The following is a 21,082-nucleotide window of genomic DNA, read 5'->3' as shown; positions in this document are numbered from 1 at the left end:
TAACGCAATTGTGAAATCGCTGGTGGCTCAACCGTGCGCAGCCTGACGCTCTACAGTTGTCGTCACACGTGTAAATATGGCTTCAGGTAGGGTGCTGTCCGGCTGGTCCTGTTGCGCGCGACCTGTTCGGGCGGTCCGGCCGCCACCACCGTCCCGCCCTCGTCGCCGGCGCCAGGGCCGATGTCGATCACCCAGTCGCAGGCCGCGACCACGCGCATGGTGTGCTCGACCACGACCACCGTATTGCCGGCCTCGACCAGGCGTTCGAGCTGGACGATCAGGCGGTCGACGTCGGACGGGTGCAGGCCAGTGGTCGGTTCGTCCAGCACATATAAAGTATTGCCGCGGCCGGTACGCTGCAGCTCGGTGGCCAGCTTGATGCGCTGGGCCTCGCCGCCGGACAGTTCGGTGGCCGGCTGGCCCAGGCGCAGGTAACCCAGGCCGACCTCGCGCAGCACTTCCAGCGAACGCCCGACCAGCGGCTCGCCGGCGAAGAATTCCGCCGCCGCGTCCACCGTCATGCCCAGCACCTCGGCGATGTTGCGGTCCTGGTAGGTCACTTCCAGGGTTTGCGCGTTGTAGCGCGCGCCGTTGCAGACCGGGCAAGGCGCATACACGCTGGGCAGGAACAGCAGCTCGACCATGACCGAGCCCTCGCCGGCGCAGTTCTCGCAGCGTCCCTTGGCGACATTGAAGGAAAAACGGCCGGCATCGTAGCGCCGCGCCCTGGCCATCCTGGTGGCGGCGAAGAGTTTGCGCACCTGGTCGAACAGGCCTGTGTAGGTGGCCAGGTTCGAGCGCGGCGTGCGTCCGATCGGCCTCTGGTCGACCCGTACCATGCGCCGCACGCCGTCCATGCCGGCGGCGATGCGTCCTTCGAGCGGCAGCGCCGCTTCCTGTTCCAGGTCGTCGCCCTCCTCGCCTTCCTCTTTCGGTGCGCCCTGCCCCAGCGCATTGCCCACCAGCTCGACCAGCACCTGGCTGACCAGGCTCGACTTGCCGGAACCCGACACGCCGGTCACGGCGGTCAGCACGCCGAGCGGGAAATCGACGTCGAGCCGGTCCAGGTTGTTGCGGGTCACGCCTTCGAGGCGCAGCCAGCCGGCCGGTTCGCGCCGCGTGCGCGGCGCAGGCTGCGCGGTGTCGAACAGGTAGCGCCGCGTCTGCGAGGCCTCGACCTTCTTCAGTCCTTCCGGCGGCCCGCTGTAGAGCACTTCGCCGCCGCGCTCGCCGGCGGCCGGGCCGACGTCCACGATCCAGTCGGCGCGCCGGATCACGTCCAGCGCGTGCTCGACCACGAACAGCGAGTTGCCCGATGCTTTTAATTGATCCAGCGCGGTGAGCAGCGCCTCGGTGTCGGCCGGGTGCAGGCCGGCCGAGGGCTCGTCCAGCACGTACACGACGCCGAACAGGTTCGAGCGCACCTGGGTCGCCAGGCGCAGGCGCTGCAGCTCGCCCGGCGACAGGGTCGGCGTGCTGCGCTCCAGCGCCAGGTAGCCCAGGCCCAGGGCCAGCAGCACGTCCAGGCGCGCGACCAGGTCCTCGGCGATGCGGCGCGTGACGATGAGCTGCTCGGGATGCAGTTTCGCCTGGCGCGCATTCTTGGGCGCTTCGCCGCTGGCGTAGGGCAGCAGCAGCGCGTGCAGACGCGCCAGCGGCATGCGCGAGATGTCGGCGATATCGACGCCGGCGAAGGTGACCGACAGGGCTTCCTGGCGCAGGCGCTTGCCGCGGCACAGCGGGCACTCGGCACTGACCATGTAGCGCGCCACGCGCTTCTTCATCGAGGCGCTCTCGGTGTTGGCGAAGGTCTGCAGCACGTAGCGCCTGGCGCCGGTGAAGGTGCCCTGGTAGCTCGGCGTGTCCTTGCGCTTCAGGGCCGCACGCGTTTCCTCGGGCGTGAGGCCGGCGTAGACCGGGACGGTGGGCGTCTCGTCGGTGAACAGGATCCAGTCGCGGTCCTTCTTCGGCAGCTCGCGCCAGGGCGTGTCGACGTCATAGCCCATGGTGACGAGGATGTCGCGCAGGTTCTGGCCGTGCCAGGCCGGCGGCCAGGCGGCCACCGCGCGCTCGCGGATGGTGAGCGAGTCGTCCGGCACCATCGACTGCTCGGTGACTTCGTACACCCGGCCCAGGCCCGAGCATTCGGGACAGGCGCCTTCCGGCGTATTCGGCGAGAACGACTCGGCGTAGAGCAGCTCCTGCCCTTCCGGGTAGTCGCCGGCGCGCGAATACAGCATGCGCAGCGAGTTCGACAGGGTGCTGACGCTGCCGACCGACGAGCGCGTGGTGGGCGAGCCGCGCTGCTGCTGCAGGGCGACCGCCGGCGGCAGGCCGTCGATCTCGTCGACTTCCGGCACCGGCATCTGGTGGAACAGGCGGCGCGCGTAGGGCGAGACCGATTCCAGGTAGCGCCGCTGGGCTTCCGCGTACAGCGTGCCGAAGGCCAGCGAGGACTTGCCGGAACCGGACACGCCGGTGAACACGACCAGGGCGTCGCGCGGAATCTCGAGGTCGACGTTCTTCAGGTTGTGCTCGCGGGCGCCGCGCACCCGTACGTAGCCGGGGCGGCCCTGGCCTCCCGCTGCTGTCTTCGCTTCGTTGTCCTCGGTTTTTCGGCGCATCGTCTGCCTGCTCATTCGTTGGTTGGTTTTATTAAAGCGTGCCCGGCCGTGGAAGACGGTGCGCTGACACACGCTGGGATGAGCGTCGCCTTCGTAGGGTGGGCACCTGTGCCCACGCTGTCTCACCGGTTGGGCAATGCCGGCTGATCAACGGTCCCATACCGCGTGGACACAGGTGTCCACCCTACATGGGCTGTGACGCCGCAGCCAGGGTCTGGACCGCCGTCACCACCGCGTCCATACCGGGATCGCGTTCGACATGCCCGGCCACCGCCCGGCAGCGCATGCGCATGCCGTCGTCGTCGAGCAGCCTGCCCAGGCAGCGCAGCAGCCGTCCCGTGTTCAGGCGCGCCGCCCGCAGGCTGTGCCCGACCCCGAGCGCCTCGACCCGGGCGCCGTTGTCGAACTGGTCGTGCGCGAGCGGCACCACCAGTTGCGGCGTGCCCGCGTGCAGGGCTTCGGCCGTGGTGCCGATGCCGCCGTGGTGCACCAGCACCGCCACATGCGGCAGCAGGGCGCGCAGCGGCACGTACTCCTGCCACAGCACATGGCCCGGCAAGGGGTCGGGCAACTGCTCGCGGTGCGGCGTCAGGAAGATGGCGCGCTCGCCGAGCAGGTGCGCCGCCTCGGCCGCGTATTTGAAGTAGGCGCGGGCCTGGCGGTTGCCGGTGCCGGGCGTGAACACCAGCGTCCGCCCGCCCTGCTTGAGGAAGTGCTGCAGCTCGTTCGACAAGGCCGCATGGGGATCGGGATCGTAGAGGGGAAAGCCGGCGCGCACCAGCGGCCGCGGCCAGTCCGGCTGGGTCGGCGCGAACCAGTCGGGAAACAGGCCGATCGACAGGTCGGCCACCTGCGGGATGAAGCCGACCAGGGACTCGACCGGCGCCAGGCCGGCCTGCCTGCGCGCGGCGTTCACGTCGGGCAGGGCCACCGGATCGAGCAGGCGCGCACCGATGCGGCGCCACAGCCGGCGGCGCAGGCCATGCGGCACCCAGCGCGGCACCCGGTACGGTCCCAGCATCAGCGGGTCGTACACGGTCGGCAGGTTCGAGGGAGCGAGATAGGCGGCGGCAATGCGCAGGCCGGGCCGCGCTGCGCGGCACAGGTCGGCCTCGGGCAAGGCCAGTGGATGGACCAGCATGGCGCACTGTTCGCCGGCCGGCAGCGCAGCCATGAAGGCCGGCACCTGCGCCATCGCCGGCCGCGTCGCGCGCCAGACGATGGCCAGGCCGCGCGTCGGATGCCAGAGGTCGGGATGGTCGAGCACGGCTTCGTCGGCAGGCAGGCCGTGGAAAGGCAGGCCGGCCGCTTCCACGAAGGGGGCGTGCTGCCCGGGCCCGAGGAAGCTGATGCGGTGTCCGGCCGCGCGCAGCGCCAACCCCAGCGCCAGGAAGGGAAACAGGTCGCCGGCCGAGCCGATCGTTACCACCACGACGTGAAGGGGAGCGCGGGCAATGTCCATGGCCGGCCCTCCCTTTCTACGCTCCGCTTACGGAATCAGCCGCTCGGCGCGCAGGCGCGCGAACAGGTCGAAGAAGGACGCGTCGGTCGCCTGGTAAGCCGTGAAGCCCAGGCGCCGGCTGTTGGCCATGTCGGTCATGACTTCGAGCGGACGGCCAAGGTCCAGGTCGGTGTGCCAGGCCGAGGCCAGGCGGTCGAGGTCGGGCTCGGCCAGCTTGTGGCGGGCGGCGATCTCGCGCCAGACCTCGCGGTCGTTCGCCATGGCCGCTTCCAGGGGCTGGATCTGCCCGCTGTAGCCGGCCGCTTCCACGCCGAACCATTCGGCCAGCTTCGGCCACAGCCAGCTCCAGCGGAACACGTCGCCGTTGACGATATTGAAGGCTTCGTTCTTGGCTGCGTCGGTGTCCGCTGCCCAGGCCAGCTGCCTGGCCAGCATGCGCGCATCGGTCACGTCGGACAGGCCCTTCCACTGCGCCTCCGAGCCCGGGAACTGGAACGGGCGCCCGGTCGCCTTGCAGATGGTGGCGTAGACGGCCAGCGTGGTGCCGAGGTTCATGGCGTTGCCGACAGCCAGGCCGATAATGGTGTGCGGACGGTGGATGGACCAGGTGAAGCGGTCGCGTTCGGCCGCGGCATAGACCTCGTCTTCCTGCGCGTAGTAGAAATTCTCCAGCGGCAGGCGCGGCTGGCTTTCGCGCAGCGGCGTGTCGGGCAGCGTGCCCGAGCTGGCATAGGCCTCGAAGGGGCCGAGGTAGTGCTTCAGGCCGGTGACCAGGGCCACGTGGCGCACGCTCTTCTGCGGCGACAGGGCGTCCAGCAGGTTGCGCACCAGGGCGGCGTTGACGCGGATATTCTCCGCTTCGGTATCCTGGCGCATCCAGGTGGTGATGAAGACGTGGGTCGGCGCTACGCCGGCCAGTGCGGCGCCGAGGGCGGCCGGGTCGAGCAGATCGGCCGCGACGTGGCGCACGCCCGGCAGGTCGGTCGGTGCGCGGCGCGACAGGCCGACGACTTCCCAGCCGCTGCCCAGCAGTTCGCGTGCGAGGTGGTTACCGCCGATGCCGGTGACGCCCGCGATCAGTGCCGTTCGTTTCATGAAGCCCCCTTCTGTTCAAAAGTGGGCCCATTCTACTGGCTAGGCGCAAATCGCGTGCACGCCTGGCCAGTCTCGCATCGCCCCTCAGGCAAGGACGCGGCTGGGGATGACGAAAAACAGGGGAAGCACCAGTACCCGGCACGCGAGGCGGTGCCGTCAAGGGTGGCGCATTTCTTGAAGCATTGCTCGATCGATGCGGCGAAGGTCATCAAAGGCCCCGGACGGGACCGGCGGCGCGCGGCCGTCGTGGTCAGTACGACTATGTCGCCGAGCAATACTTTGCGCTAGGTGCCTGGCGAAATCAGCCTGCGCGCATAGCTCACCGTCAGCATTTCCCACTGGTGTCCCTCGGGCTCATTCCAGTAGACCCCGCGCCCGCCATAGTCGGTATCGACCTTGCGGTCGACCGGCCCCCTCACCTTGCTGCGCCAGGCAATGCCGGCCGTCTCGATGCGCCCAAGAATGGCGTCGAACTCGGCGTCGTTGACGCGGAAGCAGAAGTGTTCGATGGGAAAAGGTTCATCCGACTGGATGAAGTCGAGCGTCAGGCCCTCGTTGACGTAGACCGGCGAGAACACGCCGAACACGGTCTCGTCCCATGGAACACCGAGCAACTGGGCCAGCAGGCGGGCGGACGCGATACGGTCGCGCGCGGAAACGATGACATGATCGAGTTCGATGGCCATGACAGTTCCCTTGTTGTCCACCGCTTTAGACCGGCATCGACGCCCCGCGTTGAGGACTGTCAATGGAATATTATTTCATTATCGATTTCAAGATGAAATTTTATTTCATCACGGCAGGCAGGAGTTCAGCCCAGGCCTTCCGAGCGCGTACGCGGATAGGCGGGCAGGCTGTCGCTCATGTGCATCCAGGGCAGGCGGTACTGCACGAAGGTATGGTCGCCGGGCGGCATGAGGGCCGGATCGTCGAGGGTGGCGGTGGCGACGTCGATCTCGTCGGGATAGCGGTCGTCCTGGAAAGTCAGCGTGGTGCCGCAGGTGGCGCAGAAGCTGCGCAGGATGTGCTCGCTCGAGCGGAAGGTGGCGGCATTGCCCTGCGAGAAACGAAAATGCTCCATCGCCGCGCTGAACCAGGCCACGGCCGGCGCGCCGGCGATGCGCCGGCAATCGCTGCAATGGCACAGGGTGCTGTTGAAGGTGTCGCCGTCCACCACGTAGCGCACTGCGCCACAGTAACATCCGCCTTGCAAGATCATGATCGCTCCTGTCGGCCAACGCTGCGTTCAGCATAAGCCAGCATGCGCCGCGCTTCAAGCGGAACGCGTCAGGCCTGCGGGTCCTGCCCCATCGCCCGCGCGCTGTGCTCCAGCCAGCGCGCCACGACCTGCAGTTCCTCCTCGCTGAAGCCATCCGTCAGGCGCGCGTTGAGCTGGACCAGCACCGCCTGCGCGCGTTCGCCGGCCTGGCGGCCGGCGGCCGTCAGGCGCAGCCGCGTCATCCGCGCATCGAGCGCATCGCCGACGCGCTCGACCAACCCGGCCGCCTGCATGCGCTTGGACAGGTTGGTGACGGCTGCCGGCGCCACGTCCAGCGCCTGGGCGATCTCGCCGATGGCGGCCTCGTCGCGCGCGGCCAGCACGAACAGCAGCCCGGCCTGGGCGCCGCTGATGCCGTCCCAGGCGTCCGGGCGGCCCTCGATCCAGCGCGCGATCGCCTTCTGGGCGCGGTTGACGAGGTAGACGAAGCGCGGCGGCCTGTAGCCCGGCCTCATGCCGTGCCTCCCGCCATCTGCTTCGCGCCGAGCCGGGCCAGCAGCCAGGCGCCGGCATCGCCCCACAGCGCGGCTTCGCAGCGGCGGCGGAAGAAGCCCATGTGCCCGATGCCAGGCAGGCCGAGCGCGCCCGCATTGTAGTGGCGGCGCTCGAGCGGCGCGCCGGTATAGCCCGACAGCAGGATGTCCATCGCATGCGGATTGGCCCAGGGATCGTCGTCGAAGCCCAGCGCCAGCAGCGGGATGCGGACTTTCGCCATGCGCCCAGCCGCATCGAGTGCGGGATCGTCGAAGAAATAACGAGGCAGGGTGGTCCAGCGGCTCCACTCCAGCATCACGCCGCGCGGCAGGTCTTCGCCCAGGCCGATGCGCCGGCCCGGCATGTAGCCAAACAGCGCGCACAGCAGCGGCGCCAGCACCCGCATCACGCACCACACGCGCAGGCGCTCGGCGCGGCCGCGGATGGTGCGCGTGATGCCGGCGTGGGTAGCGACCAGCAGGGCCGCGCGCAGGTGTTGCGTCTCGGGCGACAGGCCGATCGCATGACCGCCGACGCTGTGCCCGACCGCCAGCAGCGGCAAATCGGGGAAGCGCGCACGCGCCCAGCGCGTCACGGCGCCCACGTCTTCCAGCATCCACTGCGACATCGTCACCTCGAAGCCGCGCAGGCTGCGCGGGCGCGACTGGCCGGTGCCGCGGTAGTCGTAGGTGATCACGTTCAGGCCGAGGCTGCACAGGTAGCGCGCAAAGGCTTCGTAGAAGCCCTGGGTCACCGCGGTGGCGGGATGGATCAGGACCACGCCTTGCGCCTCTTGCGCGCGAAACAGCCGGGCGCCGAGCTCGAAATCGTTGGCGGTGGCAATGCGGATCGCTTCGGCGCTCATGCTGGGCTCCAGATCGTTAACGTGTTAATGAACTCATCAGCGCGACATTAGCAGCACGGCGCCGGGCGGGCAAGCCAACGGCAAAACGATTGGAGGGAATCCTCGAAAAAGAAACCGCCGCGCGGCTGGCAGGCCGGGCGGCGGTTCCATGGATGCAGGCTGCGCTTACAGGAAGCGGTCGAGGATCTTGCGGCTCCCCTTGTCGATCTTGAACATGTCGCGCACCAGGAAGTTGATGCCGTGGTTGTCCGCAATCAGCAGCGAGGCCTCGCCCACGCGGCGGATGTCTTCGTCGACCTTCAGCACGAACTCGGTGTCGCCGCGGTCCGTCTTCACGTACCAGGTGCAGGGCGTGGCAAAGCTCGACACGCTCTTGATGCTCAGGATCTCGGGGATGAACTCGCGGCCCTCGAGCTCCTCGGTGACGAGCCTGCGGATCTCGTCCGGCACCGTGGCCAGGTCGTCGATCCAGGCGACTTCCTTGCCGCCGTCGCGCACCAGCGAGATGCCGCGCGTGGGCGCCTGGATCGGGAAGGCGCGCACCGGCGTGATGCCGACCACTTCCTCGCCCTCCGGGCTGATGAAGACCAGTTTGCCGAAGCTGTTGCGGCGCAGTTGGAATGTTGTCATTGCTTAGTCGTCCTTACTGGCGTCGTCCATTTCCTGGTCCACGTTGCGCGCCTGCGCTTCGTAGAGGCGGTGGTAGGCGCCTTCGCGCGCCATCAGTTCGTCGTGGCTGCCCTCTTCCACCACCACGCCGCGGTCCAGCACCACCAGGCGGTCGGCGCGGTGCAGGGTCGACAGGCGGTGCGCGATCGCGATCGTGGTGCGGCCCTGCACCAGGTTGTCGAGCGCCTTCTGGATTTCCTTTTCGGTTTCCGAGTCCACCGACGAAGTCGCCTCGTCCATGATCAGGATGGGCGGGTCGATCAGCAGGGCGCGCGCGATCGAGATGCGCTGGCGCTCGCCGCCCGACAGGCCCTGGCCGCGCTCTCCCACCATCGAGTCGTAGCCCTGCGGCAGGCGCAGGATGAATTCGTGGGCGTGGGCGGCACGGGCGGCGGCGATGATTTCCTCGCGCGTCGCGTGCGGCTTGCCGTAGGCGATGTTCTCGGCAATCGTGCCGAAGAACAGGAAAGGCTCCTGCAGCACGAGGCCGATGTTGCGGCGGTAGTCGGCCACGGCGAACGAGCGGATATCCTTGCCGTCGAGCAGGATCGCGCCTTCGGCCACGTCGTAGAAGCGGCAGATCAGGTTCACCAGGGTGCTCTTGCCCGAACCCGAGTGACCGACCAGGCCGACCATCTCGCCGGCGCGGATATTGAGCGAAATGCCCCGGTTCACGGCGCGGTTGCCGTAGCGGAAACCGACTTCGCGCAGCTCGATATTGCCCTGCACCTTGTCCACCTTGATCGGATTGACCGGGTCCGGCACGCTCGAGACGTGGTCGAGGATGTCGAAGATGCGCTTGGCGGCCGAGGCCGACTTCTGCGTCACCGAGACGATGCGGCTCATGGAATCGAGCTTCACGTAGAAGCGGCCGCTGTAGGCGATGAAGGCCGTCAGGGTACCGACGGTGATGTCGCCGCGCGAGACCTGCCAGATGCCGAAGCACCAGATCACCAGCAGGCCGATCTCGGTCAGCAGCGACACGGTCGGCGAGAACAGCGACCAGACCTTGTTCAACTTGTCGTTGACGGCCAGGTTGTGCCTGTTCGCCTCGCGGAAGCGCACGGCTTCGCGCTTTTCCTGGGCAAAAGCCTTCACGACACGGATGCCGGGGATGGTATCGGCCAGCACGTTGGTCACTTCGCCCCACACGCGGTCGATCTTCTCGAAGCCGGTGCGCAGCCTGTCGCGCACCACGTGGATCATCCAGGCGATGAAAGGCAGCGGCACCAGCGTGACCAGGGCCAGCCAGGGGTTCATGGAGAACAGGATCACGCCGGTCATGATGATCAGGAGGACATCCGACAGGAAGTCGAGCAGGTGCAGCGACAGGAACACGCTGATCCGGTCCGAACCGCTGCCGATGCGCGACATCAGGTCGCCGGTACGCTTGCCGCCGAAGTATTCCAGCGACAGGCGCAGCAGGTGTTCGTAGGTGGTCGAGCGCAGGTCGGCGCTGATGCGCTCGGAAGCCAGCGCCAGCACGTAGGTCTTGCCCCAGCCCAGCGCCCAGGCCAGCAGCGCCGCCCCGAACAGGCCGCCCATATATAAATAGACGAGCGAGGTGTCGATGGTCTGGCCGTTCTGGTACGGGATCAGGACATTGTCCATCAGCGGCTTGGTCAGGTAGGGCGGGATCATGTGAGCGCCGGTCGAGCCGAGCATCAGCAGGAAGCCCAGGATCAGCTGGCCCTTGTAGGGCCTGGCGAAGCGCCACAGGCGCAGCAGGGTCCAGGTCGAGGGCGGCGTGTGCAGCACCTTGGTGCAGATCGGGCACTCTTCCTGGTCCGGCTCGAGCGGCGCCTTGCAGCTCGGGCAGGTGTGCTGCTCGGGTGGCTGCACCGGGATGCCGGTGGCGACGCTTTTCACCTGGTCGTTGAAGGCGTCGACCACGCGGATCGCGTGCAGGTTCTGGCCCAGCGTGAAGCGCCAGGCCGCCAGCAGGCCTTGCTGGTCGACCAGCTCGATGTGGCCGACGCCGGCATGGTCGTGGTGCTGCAGCGCCAGCCCGGCCTGGAACACCCACTCGCGCCAGACCGTCTCGCCCGGCGCGCGGCTCAGCAGGCGACGTGTCGTTACGACAAGAATACCTTTGATAAAACGTAATTTCGCGTCGAGGTCAACCTCCACGCTGCTTAAAACGTTTTCCCCTGGTGCAAGCTGTTTCCGCACCTCATCCTGCCAGGCTTCGGGCAGGAAGCTGGCGACGAGCGCCAGCGAGGTCGGAGAAGCAAGTTGTTGAGTTGTCATTATGTGATGCCACCCTTGTTGGGCAAGTCCTGAATAGAGGGGTAACGCGGTGGGCGGCTCGGCGGTTTACTTGAAAGGTGGAATTATTTGCCGGGGTTGACACCCTGGCACCTCGCCACGGAGACCGGAAGCGGCGACGAAAGGCGATTTGGCAGAATCCGGCGCGCCGCTGTAAGCTTCGCGCCGGCAAGAAGTATACAACATGCGTAACATGCGTCCCGCATGACCCGGTTTGGGTGCGGTAGCGCACAGGCAGAAAAACATAGGCAACGCCATCATGGTGCACGAGCGGACCTTGGCGGCAAGACATCGATACATGACAAAGAAGAATGACATCAAGTTTCTCCGTGTGACCCACCTGCGCGGCCCGAACATCTGGACCTACCGTCCGGTGATCGAGGCCTGGCTCGACATCGGCGAGCTGGAAGACTTTCCCTCGAACAAACTGCCTGGCTTTACCGAGCGTCTCACGGGCTTGCTGCCGGGCCTGATCGAACACCGCTGCGGCGTCGGCGAACGCGGCGGCTTCATCGAGCGCCTGCACAGCGGCACCTGGGCCGGCCACATCCTCGAGCACATCGTGCTGGAGTTGCAGAACATGGCCGGCATGAAGACCGGCTTCGGCAAGACCCGCTCGACCGGCGAACACGGCGTCTACAAGATGGCCTTCCGCACCCGCGACGCCGTGGTCGGCCGCGCCGCCCTGGAAGCCGGCCACCGCCTGATGATGGCCGCGATCAACGACGAAGCCTTCGACCTGGCCGCCACCGTGCAGCAGCTGACCGAGCTGGTTGACCGCTACTGCCTGGGCCCGTCGACCGCCAACATCGTCGACGCCGCCACCGACCGCCGCATTCCCTCGATCCGCCTGACCGAAGGCAACCTGGTGCAGCTCGGCCATGGCGCCGCCCAGCGCCGCATCTGGACCGCCGAGACCGACCGCACCAGCGCCATCGGCGAAGGCATCGCCAGCGACAAGGACCTGACCAAGAGCCTGCTCGCCTCCTGCGGCGTGCCGGTGCCGGAAGGCGCCCTGGTCAGGAGCGCCGACGAGGCCTGGGAAGAAGCCCAGGACATCGGCCTGCCGGTGGTGGTCAAGCCCGTCGACGGCAACCACGGCCGCGGCGTGACGCTGAACCTGATGACGGAATCCGACGTGCGCGCCGCCTACGCCATCGCCTCCGAAGCGGGCGACAGCAGCGCCGTGCTGGTCGAGCGCTTCATTCCCGGCAACGAGCACCGCCTGCTGGTGGTTGGCAGGAAGGTCGTCGCCGCCGCCCGCGGCGAGGCCCTGTGGGTGACCGGCGACGGCAAGTCGAATGTCATCCAGTTGTGCGACAGCCAGATCAATACCGACCCGCGCCGCGGCGAGAGCGAGGAATTCCCGCTCGGGCGCGTCAAGCCGCACGACCCGGAAATCCTGCTCGACCTGCAGCGCCAGGGCCTGAGCCCCGAGTCGATTCCCCAGGACGGCCAGAAAGTGCTGATCCAGCCGAACGGCAACGTCGCCGACGACGTGACCGACATCGTGCATCCGGACGTGACCCATGCCGCCGCCCTCGCCGCCCGCGTGGTGGGCCTGGACATCGCCGGCATCGACCTGGTCTGCGAAGACATCTCGCGTCCGCTCGCCGAGCAGCGCGGCGCCATCATCGAAGTCAATTCCAGCCCGGGCCTGCTGGCCCACATCAAGCCGGCCAGCGGCCAGCCTCGGAACGTCGGCAAGGCCATCGTCGAGCACCTGTTCCTTGACGCCGAAACCGGCCGCATCCCGCTGGTGGGCGTCACCGGCACCCTGGGCACCAGCCTGATCGCGCGCCTGCTCGGCTGCCTGCTCAATGCCGCCGGCAAGCACGCGGGCGTGGCCAACGGCGAAGGCCTCTACCTCGACGGGCGCGAAGTGCAGAAAGGCGACTGCACCGGTTTTGCGGCCGGCGAGCGCCTGCTCATCAACCGCAACATGGAAGCGGCCGTGTTCGAATCGAACGCGCGCAGCATCCTGCTCGAAGGCCTGCCCTACGACCGCTGCACGGTCGGCGTGGTGACCGACATGGGCAGGCTCGAGGACGTGGCCGAATTCCACATCCGCGACGAGGAGGCGCTGGCCAACGTGGTGCGCAGCCAGGTCGACGTGATCCTGTCCGAAGGTGCGGCCGTCCTGAACGCGGCCGATCCGGAAGTGGTGAAGCTGGCCGAACTGTCCGACGGGCGCGTGATCTTCTACGCGATGGACGAGCAGAACGCGGTCATGCAGGCCCATCGCGCCGCCGGCGAGCGCATCGTCTTCGCGCGCGACAACCACATCGTGCTGGCCGAAGGCGCGATTGAAACCGCCCTGCTCGACCTGGGCAAGATCAAGCCGGCCACCGTCAAGCACCCGGCCAGCATCCTGGCTGCGACCGCCGCGGCCTGGGCGCTGGGCCTGCCGCACGACCTGATCTGCGGCGGCCTGCGCGCCTTCGACGCCACGCCGAAGAAAACGATTTATTAAAGACCCCCGCTCCGGCAGGCCGGAGCGGAAGAAAACGACAACGCCGACGCCCGCCCTGCGGGCACAGGCGGACTGTCCCTCAAAGGATTGAAGGTTTATGGAAGTATCACGCGTACGGGCCCTGCGTGGCCCCAACCTCTGGAGCCACCACACCTCGGTCGAGGCGATCGTCGCCTGCACGCCCGAGGAAGAATCGATCGGCGCCCTGCCAGGCTTCGAGACGCGCCTGCGCGCCCGCTTCCCCCAGCTCGGCCAGCTCCAGCCGCTCGGCCACGACGACACCATCCCGCTGGCCCACGTGCTCGAGATCGCCGCGCTCGACCTGCAGGCCCAGGCCGGCTGCCCGGTCACCTTCTCGCGCACCACGGCAACCGTCGAGAGCGGCATCTACCAGGTGGTGGTCGAGTATTCCGAGGAAGACGTCGGCCGCCTGGCCCTGGAACTGGCCCAGCAATTGATCCAGGCCGCGCGTGACGATGCGCCCTTCGACCTGCAGGCTGCGCTCACCCAGCTGCGCGACCTGGACGAGGACGTGCGCCTGGGCCCGTCGACCGGCTCCATCGTGCAGGCCGCCGTGGCCCGCAACATTCCCTTCCGCCGCCTGACCGAAGGCAGCCTGGTGATGTTCGGCTGGGGCAGCAAGCAGCGTCGCATCCAGGCCGCCGAGATCGACGCCACCGGCGCGATCGCCGAGACCATCGCCCAGGACAAGGAACTGACCAAGAAGCTGCTCGACGCCGCCGGCGTGCCGGTGCCGCTGGGGCGCACCGTGAGCGACCCGGACGACGCCTGGGCGGCCGCCCAAGAGATCGGTTTGCCGGTCGTGATCAAGCCGAAGGACGGCAACCAGGGCAAGGGCGTGACGGTCAACATCACGACGAAGGAACAGATCGTCGCCGGTTTTAACGCCGCTTCCGAGTTCCGCGACGACATCATGGTCGAGCGCTACCTGCCGGGCCACGACTACCGCCTGCTGGTCATCGGCGACAAGCTGGTGGCCGCCGCGCGCCGCGACCCGCCGAGCGTGGTCGGCGACGGCGTGCACACCGTGCGCCAGCTGGTCGACACCGTGAATCTCGACCCGCGCCGCGGCAGCGGCCACTCGACCTCGCTGACGAAAATCCGCTTCGACGACATCGCCCTGGCCAGCCTGGCCAAGCAGGGTATGGACGCCGACTCGGTGCCGCCGAAAGGCCAGCGCGTGGTCCTGCGCAACAACGCCAACCTCTCGACCGGCGGCTCGGCCACCGACGTCACCGACGACGTGCACCCGGAAGTGGCGGCGCGCGCGATCGCGGCGGCGCACATGGTCGGCCTCGACATCTGCGGCGTCGACCTGGTCTGCGACAGCGTCCTGAAACCCATCGAGGAACAGAATGGCGGCATCGTCGAAGTGAACGCCGCGCCGGGCCTGCGCATGCACCTGGCGCCCTCCTTCGGCAAGCCGCGCGCGATCGGCGAAGCCATCGTCGACATGCTGTTCGAGGAAGGCGAGGACGGCCGTATCCCGGTGGTGGCCGTCACCGGCACCAACGGCAAGACCACCACCGTGCGCCTGATCGCCCACATGCTCGGCACCTCGGGCCTGCGCACAGGCATGACCAACACCGACGGCGTCTACATCGAAGGCCGCCGCATCGACAGCGGCGACTGCAGCGGCCCGCGCAGCGCGCGCAACGTGCTGCTGCACCCGGACGTGGACGCGGCCGTGTTCGAGACCGCGCGCGGCGGCCTGCTGCGCGAAGGCCTGGCCTTCGACCGCTGCCAGGTGGCGGTGGTGACCAACATCGGCGCCGGCGACCACCTCGGCCTGAACTACATCACCACGCTGGAAGACCTGGCGGTCCTGAAGCGCGTGATCGTCCAGAACGTCGCCGAGGGCGGCATGGCGGTGCTGAACGCCGCCGATCCGACGGTGGCGGACATGGCCGGTTTCACCCGCGGCGACGTCACCTTCTTCGCCCAGGACGGCACCATCCCGCTGATGGCCATGCACCGCGCGCAAGGCCGCCGCGCCGTCTTCGTCGAGGACGGCCACCTGGTCTGCGCCCAGGGCAAGTTCGAACACCGCATCCCGCTCGCCGAGGTGCCGATCACCCGTGGCGGCGTGGTCGGCTTCCAGGTCGAGAACGTGATGGCCTCGGTGGCCGCCGCCTGGGGCGTCGGCATTTCCTGGGACAAGATCGCGCTCGGCCTGAAGACCTTCGTCGGCGAGAGCGACAATGCGCCGGGCCGTTTCAACGTCTTCGATTACAAGGGCGCGACCCTGATCGCCGACTACGGCCACAATCCGGACGCGATCGCGGCGCTCGTGAGCGCGGTGGAGAACATGCCGGCCAGGCGCCGTTCGGTCGTGATCAGCGGCGCGGGCGACCGCCGCGACCAGGACATCACCCAGCAGACCGCCATCCTCGGCGCCGCTTTTGATGAGGTGCTGCTCTACGAAGACCAGTGCCAGCGCGGCCGCGCCGACGGCGAAGTGGTCGCGCTGCTGCGCCAGGGCCTGCAGGGCGCCTCGCGCACCAGCCACGTCGAGGAGATCTACGGCGAATTCGTCGCGATCGACCGCGCGCTGTCGCGCCTGAACGAGGGCGACTTGTGCCTGATCCTGATCGACCAGGTCGACGAGGCCTTGGCCCATATCGCCAAGCGCGTCGCCGAAGCGTAATCGTAGGGTGGGCGCCCCGTGCCCACGCGTAAACGATGCGCAGACGCTGCGCTTCATCAACGCCAACATGACGCAAACTTCACGCGTGGGCACGGGGCGCCCACCCTACAAATACCATCATGCTCGCACCCGAACAATTCCTGGGCTTCCTGCTCGCCGCCGTCCTGATCACCGCCTCCCCCGGCCCCGACAACCTGATGGTGTTGGGCCTGGGCATGTCCAAGGGACGCAAACAGGGCATGGTGTTCGGCCTGGGCTGCGCGCTTGGCTGCCTGAGCCACACGCTGCTGGCCGTGCTCGGGGTGAGCGCGCTGATCGCGGCTTCGCCGGTCGCCTTCACGGCGCTGCGCGTGGGCGGCGGGCTCTACCTGGTCTGGCTGGGCTGGAACGCGCTGCGCAGCCAGGGCGGCAGCAATGGCAGCAACAACAGCGCCGACGGGGTGCAAGCGCCGCAGTCGCTGCGCAGCCTCTTCACCAAGGGCCTGGTCGCGAACGCCATCAACCCGAAAGTGGTCCTGTTCTTCCTGTCCCTGCTGCCGCAGTTCGTGATTCCCGCCAATGGCCAGGTGCCGGGCCAGATGCTGGCCCTGGGCGTGACCTTCACCATCCAGGCGGCGATCCTGTTCGGCCTGCTCGGCTATTTTGCCGGCGCGATCGGCGCCTGGCTCAATCGCAAGCCCGGCGCCGGCAAGTGGCTCGACCGTATCGCCGGCACCGTGTTCGTCGCACTGGGCGTGAAGCTCATCGTATCGCGCTAGGACGCTTGCGCAGCGCGCGCAGTCCCAGGCCGAGCAGCACCCATGCACGTCCATGCCGTCAAAGGCGGACAGGGCGCCGGCCGGGCGGACGCTGCCCGCCACGGCTGCCCGGGCGGGAGCGCTACGCCTTACTTGCTCTCGCTGGTCTCGCGGCGCGGCAGCAGGTCGTGCACGATGGCGGCAAGCCGTTCGACCGACACCGGCTTGCCGAGGTGGGCCGAGTAGCCGGCGGCGCGCGCATTGGCGATGTCGCTGTCGCGGCGCATGCCGCTGATGGCGATGGCCGGCAGCCGGGCCAGCTTCGGGTTGCGGCGCACGCGGCGCAGGAACTCGTAGCCGTCGATCTCCGGCATCGAGATGTCAGAAATGAGCAGGTCGACCTGTTCGCGCTCCAGGATCTCCAGGCCCTTCGCCGCGCTGGTCGCCTCGAACACGACCGCCCCGCTGGTTTCCAGCAGCGACTTGAAGATGAGGAGCATCTCTTCCATGTCGTCGACCACCAGGATGCGCAGCCCGGCCATGCTGTCCTCGCCCCTGCCGCCCTCCCCGGGCAGCGCTGCGTTATTGCGGTCCAGCAGGGGCAGCCAGAAGCTGAAGCGCGCGCCCTTGCCGACGCCTTCCGAGCAGGCTTCGATGCGTCCGCCGTGCAGGGCGACGATCTCGCGCACCAGCGCCAGCCCGATGCCCAGCCCGCCCTTGCTGCGTGTGGTCACCGCCATGCTCTGGCCGTACATGTCGAACACGTGCGGCAGGAAGGATGGCGCGATGCCCTGGCCGTTGTCGACGACGTCGACGCGCACCTGGTTTTCCTCGCGGCCGAGATGCACCTCGACGCGCCCGCCCTTGGGCGTGAACTTGAGCGCATTGCTCAGCAGGTTCATCAGCACCTGCTCGAGGCGCACGGCGTCGCCCATCACGTACAGGCCCTCGGCCTCGCCGGACAGTTCGATGGCGATGTCCTGCGTGGCCGGGTCGGCGCGCATCACCTCGACGATGCCGCGCACCACCATCTCGGGCAGCACCGGCGCCATCGTCAGCGACAGCTTGCCGGTGCGCACGCGCGACATGTCCATCAGGTCGTCGATGATCTTGGCCTGGCTCATCACCGAGTTGCGGATGATCGAGGCGGCGCGGAGAAAAGTAGGCGAGTGGCGCAGTTCCGGCATGCGCGCCAGCAGTTCGACGTTAATGTTGATCATGTTCAGCGGATGGCGCAGCTCGTGGGCCATCACGGCCAGGAATTCGTCCTTCAGCGCCGCCGCGCTTTCGGCGCTGGAGCGCACCGCCTGTTCGCGCGCCATCGACGCATGCTCGCGCGCCTGTTCCTGGCGCTCGCGGGCGGTGACGTCGCGCGCGATCTTGGCGTAGCCATGCATGTCGCCATTGCGCAGCGGCGTGGTCACGCCGCTGCAGAAGAAGCGGCTGCCGTCCTTGCGCAGGTGCCAGCGCTCGTCCTCGGCGCGGCCGTCCTCGCGCGCGCGCCGCAGCTCATCGAGCGGCACGCCGGCTTCGCGGTCCTCGGGCAGGAACAGGCGGTCGAACACCTGGCCCAGCATTTCCTGCTCGGTATAGCCGAACAGCTGTTCCGCGCCCTTGTTCCAGCTGGTGGCGCGCCCCTCCTCGTCCATCGTGATGATGGCGTAGTCGTTGGCGCTCTCGGCCACCATGCGCATGCGCGCCTCGCTGGCACGCGCCTGCTCCTCGGCCTGGCGGCGCGCCGTGATGTCGAAGAAGGTCATCACCGCGCCTTCGATGCGGTCCTCGTTGGTGCGGTAGGGCAGCAGGCGCACGATGTAGTAGCGGCCGTCGTTGCTGCGCACTTCGCGCTCCACCTGGCGCAGGGTGTCGAAGGTGGCGCTGACGTCCTCGGCCAGCTCGTCGTAGTCGAGCTTGTGGGTCAGGTCGAGCAGCGAACGCCCGACGTCCGAGGCGATGATCGAGAACAGGTCGGCCGCGCGCGGCGTGAAGCGCTTGATGCGCAGGCCGCTGTCCACAAAAATGGTGGCGATGTCGGTCGAGGCGATCAGGTTGTTCAGGTCGTCGTTGGCCTTGCCGGTTTCCTCGACCTTCACCTTCAGCTCGTAGTTGACGGTGACCAGTTCCTCGTTCACCGACTGCAGCTCTTCCTTGCTGGTTTCCAGTTCCTCGGTGGCCGAGCGCAGTTCCTCGTTGATCGCCTGCAGTTCCTCGTTCGAGGCGCGCAGCTCCTCGGTCGATATCTCCGCGCTCTCTATCGTTTCCTGCAACTGTTCGCGCTTGCGCTGCAACTCGGCCTCGAGCTGGGCCAGCACCACGTCGTGGCTGCCGTCCGGGCGCGGCGGCGCGGCCTTGTCCTGGGCCTGCTCGAAGCGGTTGAACACCACCAGCAGGAAGTCGGTCTCGGCCTCCGCGTCGCGGAAAGGGCGCACCGTCATCGCGACCGTGCCGATATCCTTGTGTTCGGCCAGCTCGATCGGGCGGCATTCGACGCTGGCTTCGCTCTGGGTAGCCTGGTACATCGCCGAGCGCAGTTCCAGGCGCAGCTCGGGCAGGACCAGCGCCAGCAGGCTGCGCGAGGGCTCACCGCCGGCCAGGCGCAGGAAGCGGCCTGCCTCCTCGGACATGTGCACGATGTTGCCCTCGCGGTCGACGACGGCCGAGGGCGGCGCGTACTGCGCCAGCGCGCGCTGGTGCAGTTCGGCGTAGGAGAATTGGCGCTTGCCGGGCAGCTTGACGCGGCTCACCTCCGGCAGGCGGGCGCCGTACAGGGCCGAGGCCGGACTCTGGTAGTGCACCGGGCGGCCGCCGCCGCGCGCGCGGTAGATGCGGTTCTTCTTGTCGACCGGAATGAAGTAGTCGGACACTGAATCGGCCGATTCCGAGCTGCCCAGGAACAGGTAGCCGCCCGGCTTCAGCGCGAAATGGAAGGTCTGCAGCACCCGCACCTGGACGTCGCGGTTCAGGTAGATCAGCAGGTTGCGGCAGGAGATCAGGTCGAGGCGCGAGAACGGCGGGTCGCGCAGCAGGTTGTGCGAGGCGAACAGGATGCGGTCGCGCAGCGACTTGCGGATGCGGTAGCGGTCGTCTTCCTTGTTGAAGTACTGGCGCAGGCGCGCCGGCGTGACGTCGGTGATGATCGATGCCGGGTAGTTGCCGGAACGCGCGGCGTCGATGGCGTGGTCGTCGATGTCGGAGGCGAACATCTGGAACTGCGGTGGATGCTCCATCAGCGCGGCCTGGTCGGCCATCAGCATCGCCATCGAATAGGCTTCTTCGCCGGTGGAGCAGGCCGCCACCCAGGCGCGCACCTCGTCGGTCGGCCCCTTGTCCTTGAACAGCTCGGGCAGGATCTCGCGCTCGAGCGCCTCGAAGGCTTCGCGGTCGCGGAAGAAATTGGTTACCCCGATCAGCATGTCGTCGAGCAGGAGCTTGTTCTCGCCGGGGTCGGTTTCGAGCAGGTCGCGGTACTGGGGCAGCGACTGCACCCCGCGCACCTGCAGGCGCCGCTCGATGCGGCGCAGCACGGTGGCGCGCTTGTAGTGGCGGAAGTCGTGCCCGGTATGGCTAAGCAGGCGGGAGATGATGTCGTGCAGCGCGTCCTCGGCGCTGGCGCCGGCCTCGCCGTCGATGACATGGGCGATCGGCGCCTCGCCGTCGCCGGGCGGCGGCAGCTCGATGATGCGCGCGTTGTTCCACAGTTCGACCAGCTTCTGCGGCATGTCCACCACGGGCAGCACGAAGTCGACCGCGCCGGTGCGGATCGCCGCGCTCGGCATGCCGTCGTGTTCGGCGTCGCCGGGGGACTGGACCAGCGTCACCCCGCCCTGCTCCTTCACGCGGGTCAGGCCGACGGCGCCGTCGGCGCCGGTCCCGGAAAGCACGATCGCCACCGCGCGCTCGCGGTGCACCTCGGCCAGGGTGCGGAAGAACATGTCGATGGCGACGTGCTTGCCGCGCGGACGTTCGATCTCGTCGACCAGCAGCAGGCCGTCCATCATCGACATATGGTGGTTCGGGGCGATCACGTACACGTGGTTGCGCTCGATCTGCACTTTCGACGTCACCTGGATGACCGGCATGCGCGTGGCGCGTTGCAGGATCTCCGCGGCCGAACTCGGATGCGACGGCGACAGGTGCAGGATGACCACGAAAGCCATGTCGTTGTTCGCCGGCATGTTCTCGAAGAACTGGATCAGCGCCGGCAGTCCGCCGGCCGACGCGCCGATGCCGACGACCGGGAAGTCCAGGCTGCCCGGGACGATGTCGGGCTCGGTGGGAGGCGTGCTGGGCGCGTTCGCGGGATCGTACATCGTCATGGCATCAGAATGGGGAAGTCACGAGTCTAGACGAAGAGTGCCATTTTTTGGCCACATTGTGAAAAAAATATGGCGATTTGACCAGGAAAAAGATGGCTGCGGAAAAGCTATTCCCGCGCCGCCACAGCCGCCTGGCGCTGTCAAGCGCCTCG

13 protein-coding genes are annotated in these 21,082 nt (G+C 67.9%); 3 read left to right on the top strand and 10 right to left on the bottom strand.

Annotated elements, in window-relative coordinates:
* Window positions 1–62 precede the first annotated feature (62 nt).
* The 9 genes from uvrA to ACSUZJ_RS07515 all read right to left on the bottom strand — a co-directional run bounded on the left by uvrA (window position 63) and on the right by ACSUZJ_RS07515 (window position 10,718).
* Complete coding sequence (gene uvrA, locus ACSUZJ_RS07555) at window positions 63–2,624, bottom strand: excinuclease ABC subunit UvrA (RefSeq protein WP_499414811.1); 2,562 nt, start codon at window positions 2,622–2,624, stop codon at window positions 63–65.
* 184 nt (window positions 2,625–2,808) lie between these two features.
* Entirely contained in the window at window positions 2,809–4,086 is a 1,278-nt protein-coding gene (locus ACSUZJ_RS07550) for a nucleotide disphospho-sugar-binding domain-containing protein (RefSeq protein WP_499414809.1), read from the bottom strand.
* 27 nt (window positions 4,087–4,113) lie between these two features.
* Window positions 4,114–5,181 (bottom strand): SDR family oxidoreductase, encoded by a 1,068-nt coding sequence (locus tag ACSUZJ_RS07545; protein WP_499414807.1) that lies wholly within the window; start codon window positions 5,179–5,181, stop codon window positions 4,114–4,116.
* 284 nt (window positions 5,182–5,465) lie between these two features.
* Window positions 5,466–5,867 (bottom strand): VOC family protein, encoded by a 402-nt coding sequence (locus tag ACSUZJ_RS07540; protein WP_499414805.1) that lies wholly within the window; start codon window positions 5,865–5,867, stop codon window positions 5,466–5,468.
* A gap of 125 nt (window positions 5,868–5,992) precedes the next feature.
* A complete protein-coding gene (locus ACSUZJ_RS07535) occupies window positions 5,993–6,400 on the bottom strand; it encodes a GFA family protein (protein ID WP_499414803.1) in 408 nt (135 codons plus the stop codon).
* Between the two features lie 68 nt (window positions 6,401–6,468).
* Window positions 6,469–6,915 carry a MarR family winged helix-turn-helix transcriptional regulator gene (locus tag ACSUZJ_RS07530; protein ID WP_499414801.1) on the bottom strand — a complete coding sequence of 149 codons (447 nt, stop codon included), beginning with the start codon at window positions 6,913–6,915 and terminating at the stop codon, window positions 6,469–6,471.
* A complete protein-coding gene (locus ACSUZJ_RS07525; RefSeq protein WP_499414799.1) occupies window positions 6,912–7,799 on the bottom strand; it encodes an alpha/beta hydrolase family protein in 888 nt (295 codons plus the stop codon). The genes ACSUZJ_RS07530 and ACSUZJ_RS07525 overlap by 4 nt, the downstream gene beginning before the upstream one ends.
* 165 nt (window positions 7,800–7,964) lie before the next feature.
* Window positions 7,965–8,429, bottom strand: a complete 465-nt coding sequence (locus tag ACSUZJ_RS07520; RefSeq protein WP_499414797.1) for a cyanophycin metabolism-associated DUF1854 family protein — start codon at window positions 8,427–8,429, stop codon at window positions 7,965–7,967.
* Between the two features lie 3 nt (window positions 8,430–8,432).
* Window positions 8,433–10,718 carry a cyanophycin metabolism-associated ABC transporter gene (locus ACSUZJ_RS07515; RefSeq protein WP_499414795.1) on the bottom strand — a complete coding sequence of 762 codons (2,286 nt, stop codon included), beginning with the start codon at window positions 10,716–10,718 and terminating at the stop codon, window positions 8,433–8,435.
* A gap of 316 nt (window positions 10,719–11,034) precedes the next feature.
* On the opposite strand from ACSUZJ_RS07515, the gene ACSUZJ_RS07510 reads away from it, so the two are divergent.
* The 3 genes from ACSUZJ_RS07510 to ACSUZJ_RS07500 all read left to right on the top strand — a co-directional run bounded on the left by ACSUZJ_RS07510 (window position 11,035) and on the right by ACSUZJ_RS07500 (window position 16,635).
* Window positions 11,035–13,209 (top strand): cyanophycin synthetase, encoded by a 2,175-nt coding sequence (locus ACSUZJ_RS07510; protein WP_499414793.1) that lies wholly within the window; start codon window positions 11,035–11,037, stop codon window positions 13,207–13,209.
* 97 nt (window positions 13,210–13,306) lie between these two features.
* The gene (cphA, locus tag ACSUZJ_RS07505) at window positions 13,307–15,877 is read left to right on the top strand and encodes a cyanophycin synthetase (RefSeq protein WP_499414791.1); all 2,571 of its coding nucleotides are present in this window, start codon (window positions 13,307–13,309) and stop codon (window positions 15,875–15,877) included.
* A gap of 119 nt (window positions 15,878–15,996) precedes the next feature.
* Window positions 15,997–16,635, top strand: coding sequence for a LysE family translocator (locus ACSUZJ_RS07500; protein WP_499414789.1), 639 nt, complete (start codon window positions 15,997–15,999; stop codon window positions 16,633–16,635).
* A gap of 128 nt (window positions 16,636–16,763) precedes the next feature.
* On the opposite strand, the gene ACSUZJ_RS07495 is transcribed toward ACSUZJ_RS07500, so the two are convergent.
* Window positions 16,764–20,924: a CheR family methyltransferase gene (locus ACSUZJ_RS07495; RefSeq protein WP_499414787.1), complete on the bottom strand. Its 4,161-nt coding sequence runs from the start codon at window positions 20,922–20,924 to the stop codon at window positions 16,764–16,766.
* Window positions 20,925–21,082 lie beyond the last annotated feature (158 nt).

The sequence above is a fragment of the Telluria sp. B2 genome, assembly GCF_051789535.1.
GTDB lineage: Bacteria > Pseudomonadota > Gammaproteobacteria > Burkholderiales > Burkholderiaceae_D > Telluria.
The sequence above is the reverse complement of the archived record's forward strand: the minus strand, read 5'-3'. Positions and strand labels throughout refer to the sequence as shown.